Raw genomic sequence first — 20,240 nt, 5'->3', positions numbered from 1 at the left:
CGATGTCGATATCCAACTGTTTCCGGCGCGTCAAGATCGTATGATGACGCGACCTGAGAAACGGGGAGGACTGCGTGAAAGTCACGCGGACGGAAATCGACGGGGTTCCCACGTTCTGGGCTTCCGGGGGCGACACCGACGGCTATCGCGTCGCGCTGCTCTTCCGTGTCGGCCAGTCCGACGAAACGCTGGCGCGCAGCGGAATCACACATCTGGTGGAGCATCTGACGCTGCACCGCGTGGGGCAGCCCGAACACCACTACAACGGCACGGTCGATTCGGTGACGACGGCGTTCTTCACCGAAGGCGACGGCGACGAGGTGATCCGTTTCCTGGCCACCGTCTGCGGCGCTCTGCGCGAGCCCCCGCTCGACCGCCTGGAGGCGGAAAAGCAGATCCTGCGGACCGAGGCCGCCGGCCGGTCCCCGGGGGCCGCCGGCCGGCTGCTTCTGTGGCGGTACGGGGCCGCCGGCTACGGCCTGCAGGGCTATGACGAGCTCGGGCTGCCCGCGCACACCGGCGAGGACGTCACCGCGTGGACCGCCCGCTGGTTCACCCGCGCCAACGCCGCCCTGGCCGTCGTCGGCGGCCCGCCGCCCGCCGGGCTGCGCCTGGACCTGCCCGACGGCGAACGCATGCCCCTGCCCGAACCGACCAGCGCCCTGCCGCACACCCCCGCCTACTTCAACTCGCAGGTCAACGGCGTCGGCCTCAGCGCGATCGTGCCCCGCGCCACCGCCGGCAACGTGTTCGCGACGATCCTGCAGCGACGGCTGCACAAGGCGTTGCGACTCGACGACGCGCTCAGCTACAGCGTGCAGGTCGGGTACTCGCCCCGCGACCGCGACGTCGCCCACATCGTCGCGTTCGCCGACGGGCTCGCCGAGTCCCACCCCCGGCTGACGCAGGAGTTCATCGACGAGATCGAGCGGATCGCCGACGAGCCCGTGGCGGACGCCGAACTGGGGGAGGCGGTGTCGATCCACCGCGCCCGCCTGGACCAGCCCGAGACCGCGGGCGCGATGACGATGTCGTCCTGCTGGAACGAGCTGATGGGCGCCCCCCACCGCACGTACGAGGAGATCCTGCGCCACCTGGACGAGCTGACGCCCGACGACGTGCGGGACATCGGGCGCACCGTGCGGGACTCGGCCCTGCTGATGGTCCCCGACGGCCAGGAACCCCACGTCGAGCGCTACGTCCCGGCGCCCGGCTGCTCGGTCGTGGCGGTGCGCGGTGAGACCTTCACCCGCGCCGACCCCGAAGCGGGCCACCTGCACCTCATCGTCGGCCCCACGGGCGTGACCAGCATGGCCGGGCCGAACATGGGGACCGTCCGCTACGACTCCTGCGCCGCCGTCCTCGCCTGGCCGGACGGCGCCCGCGCCCTCATCGGCCTGGACGGCATCACCGTCCACATCGAACCGAACCGGTGGGTCGGCGCCGACGGCCTGCCCGCGCAGATCGACCGGCTGGTCCCCGCCGACCGCCTCGTCCCCATGCCGGCCCGCCCCGACGAGGACATCCCGGAGCGCCCCGAGACCACCACCGCGCCCCCGAAGCCCGGCAGGCGCCGCCGCTCACTGCGCTCCCGCGTGTCCTTCGGCCTGCGCGAGGGCACGGCCTGGGACGACCCCGACCTCGCCGCCGCGCTGCCCCAGGTCGGCGGCGGCCGGCTCGACGCGGGCCTGGAGTTGCTGTCCCGCTCGCGGTCCCTGCCCGAACTGCGCGGCCTCTATCTCGACCGGCTCTCCCGTGCCGCGTCCGGCCACAGCGACCGGCTCGCCGCCATGGCCGCCGCCCGCCCGGACGACCCGGACGTCCACCTGTGGCTGGGCGGCACGCTCGTCCGCGAGGCCTGGGACGCCCGCGGCAGCGCCCAATCCGAGTATGTTTCGGACGAGCAGTTCGCCCAGTTCTGGCTCATCCTCGCCGGTGCCGGAGAACCGCTGTACCGTGCCGCCGAACTGCTGCCCGAGGATCCGGTTCCCTGGGACTCCCTGCAATGGCATGCCATCGGCCTGCAACTGGGCCGTTTGGAACTCGACCGTATATGGCGAGAACTGAAGGACCGGAACGACGGCCTGTATTGCGGCCATTACACGCGGGCCCAAGCCCTCTGCGCCAAGTGGTGGGGCTCGGACGCCGAAGTCCTCGAATTCGCCGAGTCGACGGTCGAGGCCGCCAAGCCGGGCGACCCCCTGGCGGCCATACTGCCCGTCGCCCTTCTGGAGAACGGCATGGACACCGACGACGGCCTGGAAGAGTACCTCTCCCGTCCCGAAACCCACGCCGCCCTGGGCGCGGCGGCCGACAAATGGCTGACCAACATGAAGGAGCACCCCCGCACCCGCGAGGCCCACCACCTCTTCGGCGCCGCGTTCTATTTCGCGGGCGACTCCGACCGGGCCCGCCAGCACCTCTCTCAGACGGGCAAGACCCTCCCCGACGGACTGCCCTGGGGCTACTGGACACGCCCCGCTCGCGCCTACAAGGACGCCCTCCGAGACCTCGGCCTCCGCTGACCCGCCGGTTCCGGTTGCCCCTGCACGGCCGCGTGCGGCGGCCCCGGATACTCACGCAGGCGGTTCCTCTACCTCAGGCGGTCAACCGTCGCCGGGGAAACACCTAACCGCCCGCCACCGCCTTCACGACATCACGCAACGCGTCTGCCCGTTGCCAGGAGTAGGTGCTGGAATGGGCGATGCGTTCGGCCTGGGCCAGCAGGGTTTGCGCGCCGGCCGGATCGTGTGCGGCCACCGTGGCCGCAATCTTCGCCAGCGCCCATGCGTGATCGACAGGGTGGAGGGTGGAGCGGGCGATGCGCTGGGCCTGGGCCAGCAGGGTTTGCGCGCCGGCCGGATCGCGCGCGGCCACCGTGCCCGCAATCTTCGCCAGCGCATGTGCCTGCTTGTCGGGGTCGGTGATGGAGCGGGCGATGCGTTCGGCCTCGGACACATCACGCGCGGCCGCCGCAGCCGCGACCGATGACAACGCCCATGCCTGCTGGTCGGGGTCGGTGATGGAACGGGCGATGCGTTCGGCCTCGGACACGTCACGCGCGGCCACCGCTTCCGCAACCCAGTACAACGCCTCTGCCTGATCGTCAGGGTCGGTGATGGAGCGGGCGATGCGTTCGGCCCAGGACACGTCGAGCGCAGCCGCCGCTTCCGCAACCTGCTCCAACACCATTACCTGCTTGTGGGGGTCGGTGATGGAGCGGGCGATGCGTTCGGCCTCGGACACGTCACGCGCGGCCGCCGCATACGCAACGCTCCACAATGCGTGTCCCTGCTTGTCGGGGTCGGTGATGGAGCGAGCGATGCGTTCGCCCTCGGACACATCGCGCGCGGCCGCCGCACTCGCAACGCTCCACAATGCGTGTCCCTGCTCGTCCGGGTCGGTGATGGAGCGGGCGACGCGTTCGGCCTGGGCCAGCAGGACGTGAGCGCTGACCGGATCGTGCACGGCCACCGCACGCGCGACCTCTGCCAACACCGTCACCTGTCTGACAACGTCAGGGACGGACCGGGCAATGCGCTCGGCTTGGGCCAGAAGGATCTGAGCACCGGCCGGATCGTGCGCGGCCACCACCTTGGCGACTTCGCTCAACGCCTGCGCCTGCTGGTCGGGGTCGGTGATGGAACGGGCGATGCGTTCGGCCTCGGCCGGATCGTGCGCGGCCACCGCCGTTGCAACCTGCTTCAGCACCCGCATCCGGTTGTCGGGGTTGGGGGCGGAGCGGGCGATGAGTTCGGCCTCGGCCGGATCGTGCACGGCCACCGCGGCTACGACCTCCGACAACGCCCGCATCTGCTGGTCGGGGTCGGTGATGGACAGGGCGATGCGCCGGGCCTCGGCCATGAGGGGGCTTTGCGTGGTGGGGGCGGTCCTCAGGCGGGTTGCCGCCTGTGCGGCTGAGGTGGGGCGTTGGGCGGGGTCTTTGGCCAGGAGCGCTGTGACGGCGGTGTCGATGTGGCGGGGTATGGCCGGGCGGTGGGTGCTGGGTGGGTCGGGGGTCTTGGTCAGGTGCATGGCGATGAGGGCGCGCAGGTCATCGGCGGGGAAGACGGTCCGGCCGGTGAGCAGGTGATACAGGGTGGCGCCGAGGGCGTACAGGTCGGCGCGGTGGTCGACGTGCCCGCCGTCGAGCTGCTCGGGCGCCATGTAGGCGGGGGTGCCCGGCTGGAACCCCTCCCTGGTCAGGCCGGCGGTGCCGTCCTGGAGGCGGGCGATCCCGAAGTCGCAGATCTTGACGGTGCCGTCGTCCAGGACCATGAGGTTGGCGGGCTTGATGTCGCGGTGCACGATTCCCGCGTCGTGCGCGGCGGCCAGACCGTCGCAGACCTGCGCCCCGTAGTCCAGGGCCTTCTGCACCGGAAGCCCGCCGGGATGCGCTTCCAGGACCGTGTTGAGGTCACGGCCGTCGAGGAACTCCAGTACCAGGAACGGATGGGTCCGCTCGATGCCGTCGCCTCGGTCCTCCCGGTGTTCGCCCAGGTCATGGACGGCCGCGATGTTGCGGTGGTTCAGCCGTGCGGCCGCTTCTCCCTCCCGGTGGAAGCGCGTCAGTACCTGAGCGGCGAACCTCTCGTCGGCTATCAGGTCGGCCAGCAGCAACTTGACCGCCACCCGGCGGCGCAGACGCTGGTCGAAGCCCTCCCACACCTCGCCCATCCCGCCGCGGCCCAGTAGCCGTTCCAGCCGGTAACGGCCCGCCAGCAGGTCCCCAGCCCTCATGCCGATCACCGTAGCCGGGCGCTCCGTCGCGTGACAGAAGCTTTCCGTCATCTGCCACCTCACCCATGGCGATGCCTCAGCGCCGGGGTGTCGGACGCGCGCGTCGAGCACGACGGGCATGACCGCGCCGTACTCGTCGTTGCGGCGCGGTCATGGCCGTCGGCGGCGGGGTTACTTCGGCGGCGTGACGGTGACGGTCACGGAGCCGCCACCGGAGCCGGTCATGCCCTTTTCGAGCTTCTTGGCGTTCACGACCTGGTCGATGCTGATGGTGTAGCCGTTCGCGAGCTTCTCGCTGTGCCCGGCCTTGCCCGTCACCCTCCAGTTGCCTTCGGGGGGCACGCCGTACCCGGCGAGGACGACGACGGTGCCGGAGCCGCCGTGGGCGCCGGCGACGCCCAGGCGCAGCCCGCCCACCCAGCTGGTGGTGCCGCGTGCGACCGTGTTCGTCTCCTTCTGCGGGTTGGCCGGAGGGCTGAGCCTGGCGGTGGGCACGGATTGCGGGGACGACTTCGTCATGGGATCGGCCTCCTCGGAGGAGCCGCAGCCGGCGGCCGCGAGCGTCAGGGCGCCGGTGAGGAGAATCGGCACCGCGCGCCGGTATCCACGCTGGAACATGCTGATCCTTCTCACTCGAACGAACTGATGTCGACGCCGCTGAGGTACTGGTTGAACTCTTCCATCGTCAGGGTGGCGTGGTCATAGCCCCACGGGTTGTACAGCTCCACCTTGCCATCCTGCGTGATGCCCTTGACGACGTAGGCGTGGTTGGCGTGGAGCCGGTTCTTGTAGATCGGCTTGCCGTCGACGTCGCCCTCGTCCTTGGTGCTCACGGTGACGGCCTTGCCGTTCCTGAGCCAGTTCTGCAGGTCCTCCCGGGACACGTCGTCGGCGTCCTCGCTCTCGCTGTCGTGGCCGGTGAGGGTCTCCATGCCGTTCCCCGGGTCGCCGCCGACGATCTCCTCGTAGCCGCCCTCCTTCTGCGCGAGCGCCTTCTCCAGGACGAGCGGCCAGATCGTCGGGGGCTGGCCCTCCGGGTTGGCGAAGGACAGGTTCCCATCCTTGTTGATGGGGAAGTAGGGGGTGACCGTGACCCGCTCGCCGTCCGGGAACGTCACCGTGTACGTCCCGTTCGGGTTCTGCCGGATCATGTTCCGGAGCCGCTCGCGGCCCTCCGGGGTTTGGGCGAGCGCGCCCATGCCGGCCAGCCACCAGCAGTCGCCGAGGCCTCCCTGGTTGAGGTCCTCAAGGGACGGCTGCCCGCCGTTGCCCCACAGCCGCGCGTTCGGCACGGAGCCCCAGGCGGTGGCGGGGTTGTCGGACTTCTCGTCTTCGTAGACCTCGGTGAAGTTCGGCTCGATGGATCCCGGCGCGATGCGTTCGAGCTGGTGCAGCAGCCACGCGTCGGCGCGGAGCTTGAGGACGTCCACCACGCCGGGCTCCCGCAGGAGCCGGCGGATCTCGGCGTCGCTGAGCTCGTCGAACAGGGCCTGGATCTCGCCCGGCGACATGCCGGCCAGGAGGTCTCTGGGTGCCCGCGTCCCGTCGCAGCCCCACTTCCACACCCTCCACCAGGCGCAGGCGCTGCCGAGATAGTCGCGGATCCGGTCCGCGGCCTCCTTGCCGGTCTTGCGCTCGTCGTCGGTGGGGGCCGGAGGGGGCTGGCCGGGATCGGTGGGCCGGTTCCCCCACTCCTGCTCGCTCGGCGGGTTGTTCGCGAAGACCCTGGGTTCGGTCTCGCAGTCGTCGTCGCCGACCTTGCAGACGGCGGCCCGGATGTCGCCGACGACGGTGGCGCCCACGCCCGAGAGCGTCACCGCCCCGGCGATCCCGGCGATCAGCAGGACTACAGCGATGTACGACAGCGATCCTTCGCCGGCGTCCGATCTCCGCCCTTTCACGGTTCACGCCCTCCTACACCAGAAGGGGCCCCATCAAACAGCCCGGCCGCCGGGAGGGCATGGGCCTCCGGGCCCCAATCAGGGCTCAAATACTGGGCCTCGAACGAGTGTTTGAATGAGAGTATGGGGAAGTCTTCGATCTTCCGGAGTTTTCGATTCATCGCCCCTGGCGCGCACGAGTCTGTTAACCTCGCCGTGCTCACCGCCGACCCCGAAGAGGGGCGCCCCATTACCACGGATTCAGGCCGGGTGCCCCTGTCTTCCACGTGTGCGTGTTCCATCTGACATAGGCGGCCGTCGGAACGCTCGCAGGGCAGTCCGAAAAGCAGTGGGCCCCGGCCGGCCCGGAACCGCGCGGTAACGATCTTGCAGTTGTTCGGCGGTCGAAGGCCCGGCCTCGTTGTGGGGCGGACGCATCCCGGGGCGCCCGGTTGTTTGGGGGATCGTCGCCGGGTAGGGACGCTGTGCGATGCGATTGGGCCGAGGCGCTGGGGGAGCCGATGCCCGATGCCCGGCCGCGAGCAGCGGTCTTCGCCGCCGAAGAGGCGCGCCCCATGAGCGGCCTTTCGGCACAGGGCGCCGGACGCGCTCCTCTCACCACCATCACGCCCGCGTATCCGCCGCCTCGGGCCCGCTCGATTTCGGCCCGGGGATTCCGGCCACCGTGATGCCAGAAGTCCCGCGCCGCCTGGAGCGGCTCGTGCGGGCGTTCGGCGGGCTTCCCCACCCTGTTCGCCAAGCAAGGAAAGAGGGGCTCCGATGAGTACGATCGCGCCCACGCTGCCCGCTCCCACGGGTCCCTGGCTCGAACCGGGGACGCTTCCCGGGGACTTCTACGCCTGCGAGGACCTGCTGTCCGGCGAGGAGCGCACCAGGATCGAGCGCATCCGGGACTTCGCGCGCACCGAGATCGCTCCGATCGCCAACGAGTACTGGGCCCGTGCGGAATTCCCGTTCCAGATCATCGACCGCTTCCGGGAGCTGGACCTGCTGGGCTGGGCGGACCCGCACGCGCGGCAGAAGCCGCCGAGCAATCTGGCGACGGGCTTCACCGGCATGGAGCTCGCGCACGCCGACGCGTCGATCTCGACGTTCTTCGGCGTGCACGCCGGACTGGCCATGGGCAGCATCAGGAGGCTCGGGTCCGACGAGCAGCGGCTGCGCTGGCTGCCGCCGATGAGCCGGTTCGAGAAGATCGGCGCGTTCGCGCTGACCGAACCGCACGGCGGCTCGGACGTGTCGGGAGGACTGGAGACGACGGCGCGCCGCGAGGGCGACACGTGGGTCCTCGACGGCTCCAAGCGATGGATCGGGAACGCCACCTTCGCCGATCTCGTCGTCGTGTGGGCCCGCGACACCGAGACCCGGCATGTGCTGGGGTTCGTGGTGGAGAAGGACACCCCGGGCTTCCACGCGACGAAGATCGAGAGGAAGGTCGCGCTGCGCACCGTGCAGAACGCCGACATCGTGCTCGACGGGTGCCGCGTCCCGGAGGCGAACCGGCTGCAGAACGCCCGCTCGTTCCGCGACACCGCGGTGATCCTGCGCGCGACGCGCGGCGGCGTGGCCTGGGAGGCGACCGGCCTCACGCTCGCCGCCTACGAGATCGCGCTGGCCTACGCCAAGGAGCGCGTGCAGTTCGGCAGGCCGATCGGCACGTTCCAGCTGGTGCAGGACCTGCTGGTGAAGATGCTGGGGAACGCCACGACATCGCTCACGCTGTGCTGCCGGCTGGCGGAACTGCAGGACGCGGGCGTCTACCGCGACGAGCATTCGTCGCTGGCGAAGGCGACGTGCACCGTGCGCATGCGCGAGAACGTCGGCTGGGCGCGCGAGCTGCTCGGCGGCAACGGGATCGTCCTGGACTACAGCGCCGCCCGCTTCATGGCCGACTCCGAGGCCATCTACTCCTACGAGGGCACCCGCGAGATGAACACGCTCATCGTCGGACGCGCGGTGACCGGCCTGTCCGCCTTCGTTCACTAGGTGATGACGATGACGAACGATCCCGTGTTCAGCGGCGTCAAGGTGCTCGACATCGCCAGCTACATCGCCGGCCCCGCCGCCGCGACCGTGCTCGCGGACTTCGGCGCCGACGTGGTCAAGGTCGAGCCGCCGGGCACCGGCGATCCGCAGCGCCGCCTGGCGTTCGCGCCGCCGAATCCGCGGGCCGAGGCCAACTACGCCTGGCACCTGACGAACCGCGACAAGCGCGGCATGGCGGTCGACCTGAAGTCCCCCGGCGGCACCAGGATCCTGGAGCGGCTGGTCACCTGGGCGGACGTGCTGGTCACCAACTATCCGCACGCGGTGCGCACGCGGCTGCACCTGACCTACGACGAGGTCGCCGCCTGGAACCCGCGGATCGTCTACGCGGACTTCACCGGCTTCGGCAACGCCGGACCGGACGCCGCGCTTCCGGGCTTCGACATGACCGCCTACTGGGCGCGCAGCGGCCTGCTGGCGATGACCCGCGACGCCGACGCGCCGCCGACCCTGCCCGTCGAGGGCAGCGGCGACTACGTGTCGGCGATGGGCCTGTACTCCGCGATCGTGACCGGCCTGTACCACCGGGAGCGGACGGGCCGGGGCACGTGCGTCGGAACCTCGCTGCTCGCGCATGGCGTCTGGGCGACCGGCACGCTGGTGTCGGGCGCTCTCGCCGGCGGCGAGTTCTACGGGCTGCACGACCGCAGGGAGTCGCCGAACCCGCTGATCAACCTCTACGCGACGGCCGACGACCGCTGGCTGATGCTGGTGGTGGCGGCGCCGCGCTGGCCCCGGCTGGCCAACGCGATCGGTCGTCCGGAGCTGCTCGAAGACCCGCGCTTCACGGACGTGCCGCGGATCACCGAGAACTCACGGGCCCTGACGCGGATCCTCGACGAGGTGTTCGCCGGGCGGCCGCTGGCCGACTGGAAACGGGTGTTCGACCAGGCACGGATCACCTACGGGGCCGTCCAGACACCGCAGGAGGCGGCTGCCGACCCGCAGCTGGAGGCCAACGACATCGTCGTCCCGCTGGAGGGCGTGGAGCGGCTCGACTCCACCATCAGCAGCCCGATCACGGTGCACGCGAGCCCGAAGACGCCGCCGAGGCGCGCTCCCGGGCTGGGCGAGCACAACGACGAGGTCCTGACCGAACTCGGGTTCAGCCCGGACGAGGTGGCCGACTTCCGCTCCAGCGGAGCCATCCCCCCGGCCGCGGCCGGGACGAGCTGACCGCGAGCCGTCCCCACGGGCGGCCATGGACACGTCCGGACTCCGGCGCTCGGCGAGGAGGCGTGCGGTCAGCCGGGCGTGCGCGCGGTGGCCTCGGGGTTGGTGGCGTCGCGGATGACGCGCAGGGCGGCGGTGAGGGCGTCGAGCTGCTCCGGGGTGAGCAGGGCGATGAACCATCGCTCGATCGCGGCGAGGTAGTCGGGAAGGACCTCCTCAAGTCGCCGGGCGCCCTCGGGGGTCAGTGCCGCGAACGTGCTGCGCCTGTCGTCGGGGCAGGACTCGCGCCGGACGAGCCCCGCGCGTTCCAGGCGGTCCACCAGACGGGTCACGCCGCTGGTGGACAGGGAGGTCTGGGCGGCCAGGTCGTTCATGCGCAGCCTGCGGCCGGGGGAGCGGCTCAGGCGCAGCAGGGCGTTCAGGTCGAGGCCGGACAGTCCGGCCCGCTTCCAGGTGGGTTCCAGTTTGGTGAGCAGGCCCGCGTGAGCCTCGAAGATCAGCCCCATGGCGGTCAGGCGGGGGTCGTCGAAGAGTTCGGTCACCCGTCCCATGGTAGTTGACGCAAGGATAGTTGACGTGAGGAAGAACTGAGGATAGATATTTGCTCAAGCAAAATTCCTCACCGCAACTAGGAGTGATGGCGATGCGATGGGTGGCGGGATTCCGGTCCGCGCTGGTCGGCCCGTACGAGCAGATCCGGCTCGCGCAGCCGCGCGGATTCGCCGGCCAGACGGTGCGGCAGGCGCTGCGCCTGGCGGGCGGCGGTGAACGGCTGCGGGTGCGGCTGTCCAACCGGTACGGGCGGGAGCCGCTGACGGTCGGGGCCGCCCGTGTCGCGGTGCGCAAGGCGGGCGACGAGATCGTCCCGGAGACCGACCGCGAGGTGCGGTTCGGCGGGGCGGGACAGGTGACGGTCCCGGCGGGCGGGGAGGTGGTCAGCGATCCGGTGGGCCTGGCCGTGGCGGCGGGGGCCGATCTGGCGCTGAGCCTGTTCCTGCCGGGGGAGACCGAGCCCGCGACATACACGGGGTTCGCCGGCGAGACCGCCTACGTCAGCGACGGGGATCTGGTCTCGGCGGCCGCCCTGCCCGGCGCCGAACAGGTCGACGGGCGGTTCTACGCGACCGGCGTGGACGTGCTGGCCCCCGAGGGCCCCCGGATCGCCGTGGCGTTCGGGGACTCGTGGTTCGAGGGGGTCGGCACCACGCCCGGCGCCAACCGGCGTTCGGTCGACGTGCTCAACGAACGGCTCGGCCGCGACTGGGTCGTCAACCAGGGAATCTCCGGCAACCGGCTGCTGACCGACGAGGTCGGCGAACACGGCCTGGCGCGGTTCGACCGGGACGTGCCGTCGGTGCCGGGCGTGACCCACGTCCTGGTCCACTTCGGCATCAACGACCTCGGGCTGCCGGGCATGGTGGGGCTGCCGCCCGCGCGGGCCGCGGACCTGATCGCCGGATTCACCGAGCTGGCCCGGCGCGCCCGTGACGCGGGCCTGACGATCGTCGCCGCCACCGTCGGGCCGTACGCCGGAGCGGTCTACGAGGGGATCAGCACGCCCGAAGGGCTGGCGGCGCGGCGGAGAGTGAACGAGTGGATCCGCACGAGCGGTGTGTTCGACGCGGTCGCCGACGTCGCGCGGGCGGTGGAGAACCCCGACGACCCCGACTTCATCCGGCCGGAGTTCGACAGCGGTGACGGCATGCACCTCAACGACGCCGGGGCCCGCGCCATGGCCGAGGCGTTCCTCGCGGTGGTCGATCTGCGCTGACGGGGCCGCCGGGCCACGGCCGCCGGCGAGTCCCTGACCGCCCGCGCTACCGCGTCGGCGCGGGCGGGGCGGCCGGGGGCGGCGGGGCGAGGTGCAGGCGGCTCAGCAGGATCTGCACGAGTTCCTCGACGACCTCGTCGAGGGTGGCGTCGACCCAGCCGACCGCCCAGTCGTGCATGAGGCCGTTGACGGCTCCGATGAACGCCGTCGCGGTGACCCGGTAGTCGCGGGCGGGGATCTCGCCGCGGGCGGCGGCGTCCTGGGCCTGCTCGTAGAGGAAGTCGATCCAGCGGGCGCGGCGGTCCAGGCGCTGGCGGTCCAGGCGGGGGCTCACGCCGATGATCTCGACGTAGGCGATGCGGGTGTGGCGGGGGTCGCCGGTGGCTCCGGCGGCGTAGGCGCGGAACAGGCGCGCGTACCGGTCGGCGGGGTCCAGGTGCCGCACCTGCGGAAGGACGGCCAGCACGGCCTGCTCGGCGACGTCGTTGACGTACAGGTGCAGCTCGGCCAGCAGGTCTTCCAGCGTGCGGAACTCCTCGTAGAACTGGCGGGTGGACAGCCCGGCGGCCCGGCACACGTCGGTGAGCCTGGTGGCGCGGTAGCCGGGGCCGGCGCCGAACAGGTCCAGGCCCGCCTCCAGGAAGCGTCTGCGGCGTTCGGCCTGCCGTTCGGCCGCCGACCTGCCCCCGTACCGGCCCGCCGCCGGTGTGATCCTGCCCGCCACCGTGTCCTCCGCTTCCGTGCCGCACCGATTGTCGCCCATCGGCCCCGGGCCGGGCCCGCGCCCATGGTGCTCGGCGGCGGCTGCGCACCCGTCTCCCGATCGGGTCTTGTGGCCGGGGTCACGCGTGCCTACTATCGAGTAACAAGTCTGAATATCCCCGTATTCAGACCTGCTCCGCGCCTTCTCCCCTCTCCCACCCCCGGAGGAAGAACATGCAGGCTTCGGCCTTTGCGCGTCGGCGCAGATCCCTGCTCGGCGGCGTCGTGGCGGCCGTGGCGGCCGCCGGCGTCGTGTCCGGCGCCCCCGCCGGCCCGGCGAGCGCCGCCCCCGCGCTGCAGGAGGTGATGCTCGTCGGCAACAACTGGGAAGGCACCGCCGACGCCATCAGGTCCACCGGCGACTTCGCCAGGATCGGCCGGATCAACCTCATCCCCGACAAGGACGAGCGGCTGCGCGAGATCTACCTCAACCCGATCAGGCTCGCCTACTTCCTGGGCATCCGGGAGACCGTCGGCGAGGGCCACGACCAGTTCGTCGACGACATGTACACGACCCCCGACGGCTCGGCCATCGTGGTGTCGCGCCCGAGCTTCGCCGACGTCGCCTCCATCGACACCGCCACCGGCAGGCTCAAGTGGCGGTTCCCCGTCTCCGGCTACCGGTCGGACCACATGGCCGTCTCGCCCGACGGCTCCCGGGTGGCGGTGTCGGCGTCCACCGGCAACACCGTCCACGTGCTGGACATCCGCACGGGACAGCAGGTCGGCTCGTTCGCCACCGGCGACAAGCCCCACGAGAACGTCTTCACCGGCGGCGGCAGGTACATCTGGAACATGTCGATCGGCGAGGTCAACAACGACTTCGACGCCCCCTGGCAGGACTTCCTCAAGGGCGACCGCAAGATCACCATCGCCGACGCCGCCACCTTCAAGCAGGTGAAGGTCATCGACATGCGGCAGCGCCTGGACGCCTTCGGCCGCAAGGACTTCTCCGACGCGGTGCGCCCGGTCGCCTTCACCCCCGACGAGTCCACGCTGTACTTCCAGGTGTCGTTCTTCAACGGCTTCTTCGAGTACGACGTCGCCACCGACAGGATCACCCGGGAGAAGGTGCTGCCGAAGAACCCGGACACCAGCGACGACCGCACCACCTTCGTCAACGACTCCCGCCACCACGGCATGTCGATGAACCCCGCCGGCACCAAGCTGTGCATCGCCGGGACCATGGACGACTACGCCACCGTCGTCGACCGCGCCACCCTCCAGGAGGGCCCGCTGGTGACGGCGTCCAAGCCGTACTGGGCGACCGTCAGCGGCGACGGGCGGGCCTGCGTGATCTCCGAGAGCGGCGCCGACCGGGTCACCGCCATCGACTTCGCCACCGGCCGCAAGATCACATCCGTGCCGGTCGGCGACCACCCCCAGCGGGTCCGCCTGGCCCACCTGCCGGCGGGCTGGACCGGCCCGTCCACCGGCTGACCCCCGCGGACGCCGGGACGCGGCGGTGCGGCACCCCCCGCGTCCCGGCCTCGCCGGGCGCGCCTCGCGGCAGTTCTCACCGGCATCGTCGGCTACCGTGCGTTTGAATACCGACGTATTCAGAGTCGGAGGCGGGCGGTGGACCGCCGGCGACGAGGCGCTCGCCCGGCACGCCCGCCGGGACGCCGTGCGAGGCCCGGCGGCGGTCGGAGAAGGAGACGGTATGGACGCCGATGTGATCATCGTCGGGGCGGGGCTGGCCGGTCTGGTGGCGGCGCACGAGCTGACCCGCCGGGGCCGGAAGGTGGCGCTGCTGGACCAGGAGAACGCCGCCAACCTCGGCGGGCAGGCGTTCTGGTCGTTCGGCGGCCTGTTCCTGGTCGACTCGCCCGAGCAGCGCCGCCTGCGGGTGCGCGACTCCTTCGAGCTGGCCTGGCACGACTGGCAGGCCAGCGCTCGGTTCGACCGCCTGGACGACGAGGACTCCTGGGCGGTGCGCTGGGCCCGCGCCTACGTCGAGTTCGCCGCCGGGGAGAAGCGATCCTGGCTGCTCGGCCACGGCATCAGGCTGACGCCGATGGTCGGCTGGGCCGAACGCGGAGACCTGCGCGCCGACGGCCACGGCAACTCCGTGCCGCGCTTCCACGTGGCGTGGGGCACCGGCACCGGCGTGGTCGGGCCGTTCGTGCGCAGCGCCCGGCAGGCCGCCGACGCCGGCCTGCTGACCTTCCACCACCGCCACCGGGTGGACGAACTCATCCTGGACGGCGGGGCCGTTACCGGAGTGCGCGGCACGCTGCTGGCCCCCGACGAGGCCCCGCGCGGCGCGCCGTCCAACCGCCGGGCCGTGGGCGAGTTCGAGCTGACGGCCCAGGCGGTCGTCCTCACCACCGGAGGGATCGGCGGCAACCACGACATGGTGCGCCGGCACTGGCCCGAACGGCTGGGCACCGCCCCCGCCAACATGATCACCGGCGTGCCCGCCTACGTCGACGGGCGGATGCTCGACATCAGCGCCGAGGCCGGGGTGCGGCTGGTCAACCGGGACCGGATGTGGCACTACACCGAGGGCGTGCGCAACTGGGACCCCGTCTGGCCGGGGCACGCCATCCGCATCCTGCCCGGCCCGTCGTCGATGTGGTTCGACGCGCTCGGGCGGCGGCTGCCCGACCCCTGCCTGCCCGGCTACGACACCCTGTCCACCCTGAGGTACCTGCGCACCACCCCCGACCTGGCCGGACACGACCACTCCTGGTTCGTCCTCACCCAGAAGATCATCGAGAAGGAGTTCGCGCTGTCGGGCTCGGAGCAGAACCCCGACATCACCAGCGGCGACCGCAAGGCGGTGCTGCGTGAACGGCTGCTGGCCAAGGGCGCGCCCGGCCCGGTGGAGGCGTTCAAGCGCCACGGCGCCGACTTCGTCGTGGCCGCCACCCTGGAGGAGCTGGTGGACAAGATGAACGCCCTCACCGACGAACCCCTGCTGGACGCCGCGCTGCTGCGCCGCCAGATCCAGGCCCGCGACCTGCAGGTCACCAACCCCTACAGCAAGGACTCCCAGATCCAGGGCATCCACAACGCGCGCCGCTACCTGGGCGACCGGCTCAGCCGCGCCGCCGCCCCGCACCGCATCCTGGACCCGGCCGCCGGCCCCCTCATCGGCGTCAAGCTGCACATCCTCACCCGCAAGACCCTCGGCGGCATCCAGACCGACCTGGAGTCGCGCGCCCTCGGGCTGGACGGGCGGCCCCTCGACGGGCTGTACGCGGCCGGTGAGGTCGCCGGATTCGGCGGCGGCGGAGTCCACGGCTACAACGCCCTCGAAGGCACCTTCCTCGGCGGCTGCCTGTTCTCCGGCCGCGCCGCCGGCCGCTCCCTGGCCCGCGACCTGTCCTGACGCCCCGCGCGCCGGCCCGCCGGCGACGGCCCGTACGGGGCGAACCCGGTCATATCGAAGTACTCCGAAACTTCGGTGGAGAGCGGTACCCTGCGCCCATGGCGGAGACTGCGCCCACACCGGATCCCGACCTGGTCAGCGCGTTGCGGGCGCTGTCGAACCCCGTGCGACTGCAGCTGCTGCAGTGGCTGCGCGAGCCGGAGCGCCACTTCCCGATGGACCAGGCGATCGCCGATCCGGCGGAGGTCGGCGTGTGCGTGAGCCACATCCAGGCCAGGGCGGGGCTGGCCCAGTCGACGGTGTCGGCGTACATGGCCGAGTTGCAGCGGGCGGGCCTGGTGCGGGCCACGCGCGTGGGCAAGTGGACCCACTACAAGCGCGACGAGCAGCGGATAGCCCAGTTCGTCGCCGCGCTCGGCAAGACGCTGTAACCCCAAGGGCGTCCCCTGCCGGGCCCGGCGGTTGCGGTACATATCGAGATTCTGCGATAGTTCGATATGTTCTGCTGAGGGCGTTCACGAAGGGACGTTCGATGGGTGGCATCGATGGCCTTGACCTGGGCCGGTTCGGCGTCTGGACCTTCGACTTCGAGCACCTGCCCGCCGCGCGGACGCGCGAGTCGGTCCAGGAGCTGGAGGAGCGGGGCTGGCCGACCGTGTGGATACCCGAGCTGCTCGGGCGCGAGGCGCTCACGCACGCCGGGTACCTGCTGTCGTGCACCGAGCGGATGCGCGTCGTCAACGGCATCGCGCAGATCTGGTCGCGCGGGGCCCGATGGACGTACGGGGCCGCGCTCCTGCTCGCCGACGCCTACCCCGACCGGCACGTCCTCGGCCTCGGGTTCGGCGGCGAGCCTCGGCCGGGCACCAGGCCCCTGGCCGGCATGATCGAGTACCTCGACGAGATGGACGCGCTGGAGACGGTCAACCCCCGGCCGGAGGCGCCGATGCGCCGCGTCCTGGCCGCGTACGGGCCCAAGATGCTGGAGCTGGCCCGCGACCGCGCCGCCGGGGCCCACACCTACCACGTCAACGTGGCGCACACCGCGCAGGCACGGGAGATCCTCGGGCCGGACGCGTTCCTGGGCGTCGAGCAGGCGGTGCTGTTCGAGTCCGACCCGGACACGGCCCGCGCGCTCGCGCGCGAGCACCTGCGGCCCTACCTGACCACCCCGTACAACATCGCGAAGTTCCGCCGGCTGGGCTACTCGGAGGACGAGATCGCCCACGGCGGCAGCGACCGCCTCGTCGACGACCTGGTGTTCTGGGGCGACCTGGACGCCATCGTGGGCAAGCTGCACGCCCACGTGGAGGCCGGCGCCGACCACGTCGGCGTCCAGGTGATCGGCATCCAACCGGGCGGGTCCGCGATGCCGTACTGGCGTCAGCTCGGCGAAGCACTCCTCACCCCCTGATACCGGCCCGTTGGGTCGGCCACGCCCCGGGCCGCCGCGTCCCGCACCTGGACGGTGCGGCCGGGCGCCTGGCGGCTGCCGACGTCCCGAACGGACCCGTCCGTCACGTGACGCGGTGATGATCGGCGCAACCGCCGAACCAGATCGTTCCTTCGGGAGTCTGAGGGGTGTCGTCGAGTCCCGGGGGTGTGCGAGTGAGTGACGCGGAGCTGGCCGAGCTGGTCGAGATGGCGGCGGACGAGCCGCGCAAGGCCAGGTCGGGGGTGACCAGGCTCGCGCGGCCCCTGCCCGCCAAGGAGCTGGCGCCGTTCTTCGAGCGGGCGTGCCGCGAGTTCGCCGCCGCCGACGAGAAAGAGCTGGCGACGTGGGCGTTCACCCAGGCGCGCAAGGCGGACAAGAACCACCCGGCGCTGGTCGACATGGACCGCCTGCACCGGGTGTTCCTGGAGTTCACCCCCATGGGCGTGGTCGCGCCGACGGCGTTGCGTGACCTCGTCAAGCTGATGGGCGAGCGGCTGGCGCCCGAGGAGGCGTACGACCGGTACGGCGAGATCCTGGACGCCGCGTTCGCCGACGACCTCGTCCCGTACGCGCGGATCTACCCCGACGCGCGCAGGCTGGCGAAGGCCGCGAAGATCAAGAAGGTTCGGGCCGAGGACGACCTCACCGGACGGCTGCTGCGCACGGGGGCGCTGCGGTACGCCTCGCACGCGGTGTGGAACGCCGCCGAGGACTCACTGGTGCGGCTGGCCGGCGGCGACGAGGAATTCATGCGGCTGCTGATCGCCGCCGAGCCGGACGACGACGTCGAGGACGATCCCGACCTCGCCGAGCAGATCCGGCAGATGTGGCTGGCGGCGCTGGCCAGGGCGGGCGCGGGTGCCCGCCTGGCGGAGGAGTGGTTCGCCGAGCACGCGAGCCGGTGCGAGCCGAAGGTGCTGGTCCAGCTGGTCGGGCAGGCGGGCGAGCGGCTGCTGCCGGACGAGCGGGCCGAGATCGATCCGGCCGCCGACCTGGTGTTCGGCCCCGCCCCGAAGCGCGGGTCGAGCTTCGAGTGGGCAGATGAGGAGAAATTCCCGCGCTGGTGGGACGCCACGCTCGACATGGCCGACCTCGCCGCCCGGATCGAGCGCGCCCCCGCCGCGTTCGCCCGGCAGATGGACGCCTTCGTCGCCAACCTGGGCTACTACGCCAACGTCGACTACGTCGCCACGTTGCGCAGGATGTGGCAGGAACCGGCGATCCGGGACGTGCTGCGCGAACAGGTCGCCACCTTGAAGGCCGAGGCCGCCTCCGCGTCGCTGCCCGTCCTCGCCCGGGCCGTGCACCGCCTGCTGCGGCTGGCCGACCACGACTACGCCGAGCTGGACCCCGGCTTCGCGGACGGCCTGGAGATCACCGACCCGGTGGACGCCCTGCACGCCGCCCTGCGCGGCGGCATCCCCGAGGAACTGCACTTCCCGCACGCCACGTGGAGCCGCAACCTCGGCGGCCACGTGGCGCTCGTCCAGAACGGCGACCATCTGACGGTCGCCCGCGGCATCCACTGGACCGACGTGTACACCCCCGACGGGAAGATCCCCGAGATCAGGATCCGGAAGGACGCCGACGATCTGGCGCTGTGGTACGACGGCGAGGAGTTCCTGGCTTCGCTGGACGTGCGCGGCTCCCTGCTGACGTTCCGCGCCCAGAGCGACGGCTTCGAGACTCGCCTGACGTTCGACCCCGCGACGCGCAACCGGCGCCCGGACGGCCCCGCCGAGGCGGAGGTCACGTTCCCGGGGGCGGACGAGCCGTCGCGCGTCGCGTTCCGCGAGGGCGTGATCAGCGTGATCGCCCCCGACGGCACCCTGACCGCCCGGCTGCCGTACGCACCGCGTCAGTCGCTGTCGAAGGAGAAGTGGGTACCGGTCTACCCGCCCGGCTGGTGGCCCCATCTGCGGCCGGTCGACCCCGACGGCTCGGCCGCGCTGCGCGACCTCGACCGCGAGCGGGCCGTGCGGCTGGTGGAGATGACACTCGTCGGGCGCGGGGCGGCCCGCGACGCGTGGTCGGTGCTGGTGCCGGAGATCTCGGCGCCCGCCCTGCGCGACGGCGTGATCGAGCACGCCCGCGGCGCCGCCGAGTGCGTGCTGAACGCCGTGCGCCTGCGCGAACGGCTCGGCCTGCCGCAGCCCGCGGAGCCGCCGTCGCCGCTGTGGACGCGTCCCGACCTTCCGGCCGGCGGCGCCCTGTCCAACCTGCCTGGCATCCGGTGGGTGGAGGGCGTCGTCCGGGACGCCATGGAGACCCCGGCGCCGTCCGAGCCCCGTCCGGTGCGGGTCGTGCCCCTTCCCGAGCCGCGCTCCGGACTGTCGGTGGCGTTCGGCGGGACGGGCCTGGCCGCGCTGGGCGCCGTCTGGCCGTGGAACACCGAGCGCAGCCGCAGGATCGCGCTGGAGGGCCTGAACGCGTGGGCGAACACCGCGCGCGGCGACGGGTCCGGACGCTGGCGGCTGCTGCGTCTCACCCCCGAGGACGGCCGGCACAAGGAGGACTCGGCCGGCGAGGTGTGGCGGACGCCGCGCGGAGTCCTGCTCCTCGGCCACTACAGCAGCCACGACAAGACGCTGGGCGTGTGGGAGTACGCGCCCGACGGCGCGTTCGGCCCCGTGGAGCTGCCGGGATGGCGCGAGCACAGGACGCCCGTGCCGCAGGGATGGGGCGGCGCCGACCGCGTCCTGGCCCTGCGGCGGCTGCTCGACGAACGCGGCCCCCTCCACGCCGACCCCGCCTGGGTCCACGAGCTCGCCGAACGCACCGGCATGTCCACGACCGACGCCGCGATGATCGTCTTCGGGGTCCGCTACTACACCTTCACCCACTACACCCCGCGCGAGGTGTTCCCCGCCGAGATCCTCGCGTTCTACCCCGAGGGCGGTACCAACGACGTGCCCTACCCGCTGCAGGACGCCGTCACCGAGTGCCTCATGCCGGACGACCCCGCCGACCTGTGGGAGCACGGCCCGGACATCGCCCGCGCCGCCGACCGCTACCTGGAACTGCGCGACGCACCGGTATAGGCGACAGTTGACGACGAGCTCCACGGAAACCTCC

Annotated in this window: 14 protein-coding genes; 9 read left to right on the top strand and 5 right to left on the bottom strand. The window is 71.8% G+C overall.

Translation table 11 applies throughout. From position 1 onward, the window contains the following. Positions 1-74 precede the first annotated feature (74 nt). Positions 75-2,525 carry a M16 family metallopeptidase gene (locus tag ABD811_RS09185; RefSeq protein WP_344943828.1) on the top strand — a complete coding sequence of 817 codons (2,451 nt, stop codon included), beginning with the start codon at positions 75-77 and terminating at the stop codon, positions 2,523-2,525. 103 nt (positions 2,526-2,628) lie between these two features. On the opposite strand, the gene ABD811_RS09180 is transcribed toward ABD811_RS09185, so the two are convergent. From ABD811_RS09180 to ABD811_RS09170, 3 genes are all read right to left on the bottom strand, one after another. Then, entirely contained in the window at positions 2,629-4,791 is a 2,163-nt protein-coding gene (locus ABD811_RS09180; protein WP_344943826.1) for a serine/threonine-protein kinase, read from the bottom strand. Positions 4,792-4,911: 120 nt separating this feature from the next. Then, on the bottom strand, positions 4,912-5,358 hold the full coding sequence (locus ABD811_RS09175; RefSeq protein WP_344943823.1) for a hypothetical protein: 447 nt from the start codon (positions 5,356-5,358) through the stop codon (positions 4,912-4,914). An 11-nt stretch (positions 5,359-5,369) separates the two neighbouring features. Further along, positions 5,370-6,641 carry a C2 family cysteine protease gene (locus ABD811_RS09170; RefSeq protein ID WP_344943821.1) on the bottom strand — a complete coding sequence of 424 codons (1,272 nt, stop codon included), beginning with the start codon at positions 6,639-6,641 and terminating at the stop codon, positions 5,370-5,372. A 759-nt stretch (positions 6,642-7,400) separates the two neighbouring features. On the opposite strand from ABD811_RS09170, the gene ABD811_RS09165 reads away from it, so the two are divergent. Both ABD811_RS09165 and ABD811_RS09160 read left to right on the top strand, forming a co-directional pair. Further along, positions 7,401-8,627, top strand: a complete 1,227-nt coding sequence (locus tag ABD811_RS09165) for an acyl-CoA dehydrogenase family protein (RefSeq protein ID WP_344943819.1) — start codon at positions 7,401-7,403, stop codon at positions 8,625-8,627. Positions 8,628-8,636: 9 nt separating this feature from the next. Further along, entirely contained in the window at positions 8,637-9,863 is a 1,227-nt protein-coding gene (locus ABD811_RS09160) for a CaiB/BaiF CoA transferase family protein (RefSeq protein ID WP_344943815.1), read from the top strand. Between the two features lie 68 nt (positions 9,864-9,931). On the opposite strand, the gene ABD811_RS09155 is transcribed toward ABD811_RS09160, so the two are convergent. After that, positions 9,932-10,402, bottom strand: coding sequence for a MarR family winged helix-turn-helix transcriptional regulator (locus ABD811_RS09155; protein WP_344943812.1), 471 nt, complete (start codon positions 10,400-10,402; stop codon positions 9,932-9,934). Positions 10,403-10,497: 95 nt separating this feature from the next. Here ABD811_RS09155 and ABD811_RS09150 point away from each other — a divergent pair, with 95 nt between their 5' ends. Next, entirely contained in the window at positions 10,498-11,631 is a 1,134-nt protein-coding gene (locus ABD811_RS09150) for a GDSL-type esterase/lipase family protein (protein ID WP_344943809.1), read from the top strand. Positions 11,632-11,677: 46 nt separating this feature from the next. Here the strand turns inward: ABD811_RS09150 and ABD811_RS09145 are convergent, their stop codons facing one another. Further along, positions 11,678-12,355: a TetR/AcrR family transcriptional regulator gene (locus ABD811_RS09145; protein ID WP_344943806.1), complete on the bottom strand. Its 678-nt coding sequence runs from the start codon at positions 12,353-12,355 to the stop codon at positions 11,678-11,680. Positions 12,356-12,567: 212 nt separating this feature from the next. Between ABD811_RS09145 and ABD811_RS09140 the strand changes: the two genes are divergently transcribed. The 5 genes from ABD811_RS09140 to ABD811_RS09120 all read left to right on the top strand — a co-directional run bounded on the left by ABD811_RS09140 (position 12,568) and on the right by ABD811_RS09120 (position 20,206). Continuing rightward, the gene (locus ABD811_RS09140) at positions 12,568-13,833 is read left to right on the top strand and encodes a YncE family protein (protein WP_344943804.1); all 1,266 of its coding nucleotides are present in this window, start codon (positions 12,568-12,570) and stop codon (positions 13,831-13,833) included. A 223-nt stretch (positions 13,834-14,056) separates the two neighbouring features. Further along, positions 14,057-15,730, top strand: a complete 1,674-nt coding sequence (locus tag ABD811_RS09135) for an FAD-binding dehydrogenase (RefSeq protein ID WP_344943801.1) — start codon at positions 14,057-14,059, stop codon at positions 15,728-15,730. Positions 15,731-15,828: 98 nt separating this feature from the next. Continuing rightward, a complete protein-coding gene (locus ABD811_RS09130) occupies positions 15,829-16,161 on the top strand; it encodes an ArsR/SmtB family transcription factor (protein ID WP_344943798.1) in 333 nt (110 codons plus the stop codon). Between the two features lie 101 nt (positions 16,162-16,262). Next, entirely contained in the window at positions 16,263-17,144 is an 882-nt protein-coding gene (locus ABD811_RS09125) for a TIGR03620 family F420-dependent LLM class oxidoreductase (protein WP_344943791.1), read from the top strand. Positions 17,145-17,338: 194 nt separating this feature from the next. Then, positions 17,339-20,206, top strand: a complete 2,868-nt coding sequence (locus ABD811_RS09120; RefSeq protein WP_344943788.1) for a hypothetical protein — start codon at positions 17,339-17,341, stop codon at positions 20,204-20,206. Positions 20,207-20,240: the final 34 nt, after the last annotated feature.

The organism is Actinomadura miaoliensis (assembly GCF_039536785.1).
In the GTDB taxonomy this organism is placed as follows: Bacteria; Actinomycetota; Actinomycetes; order Streptosporangiales; family Streptosporangiaceae; genus Spirillospora; species Spirillospora miaoliensis.
Note: the sequence above shows the minus strand (reverse complement) of the source record. Positions and strands in the feature narration are given on the sequence as shown.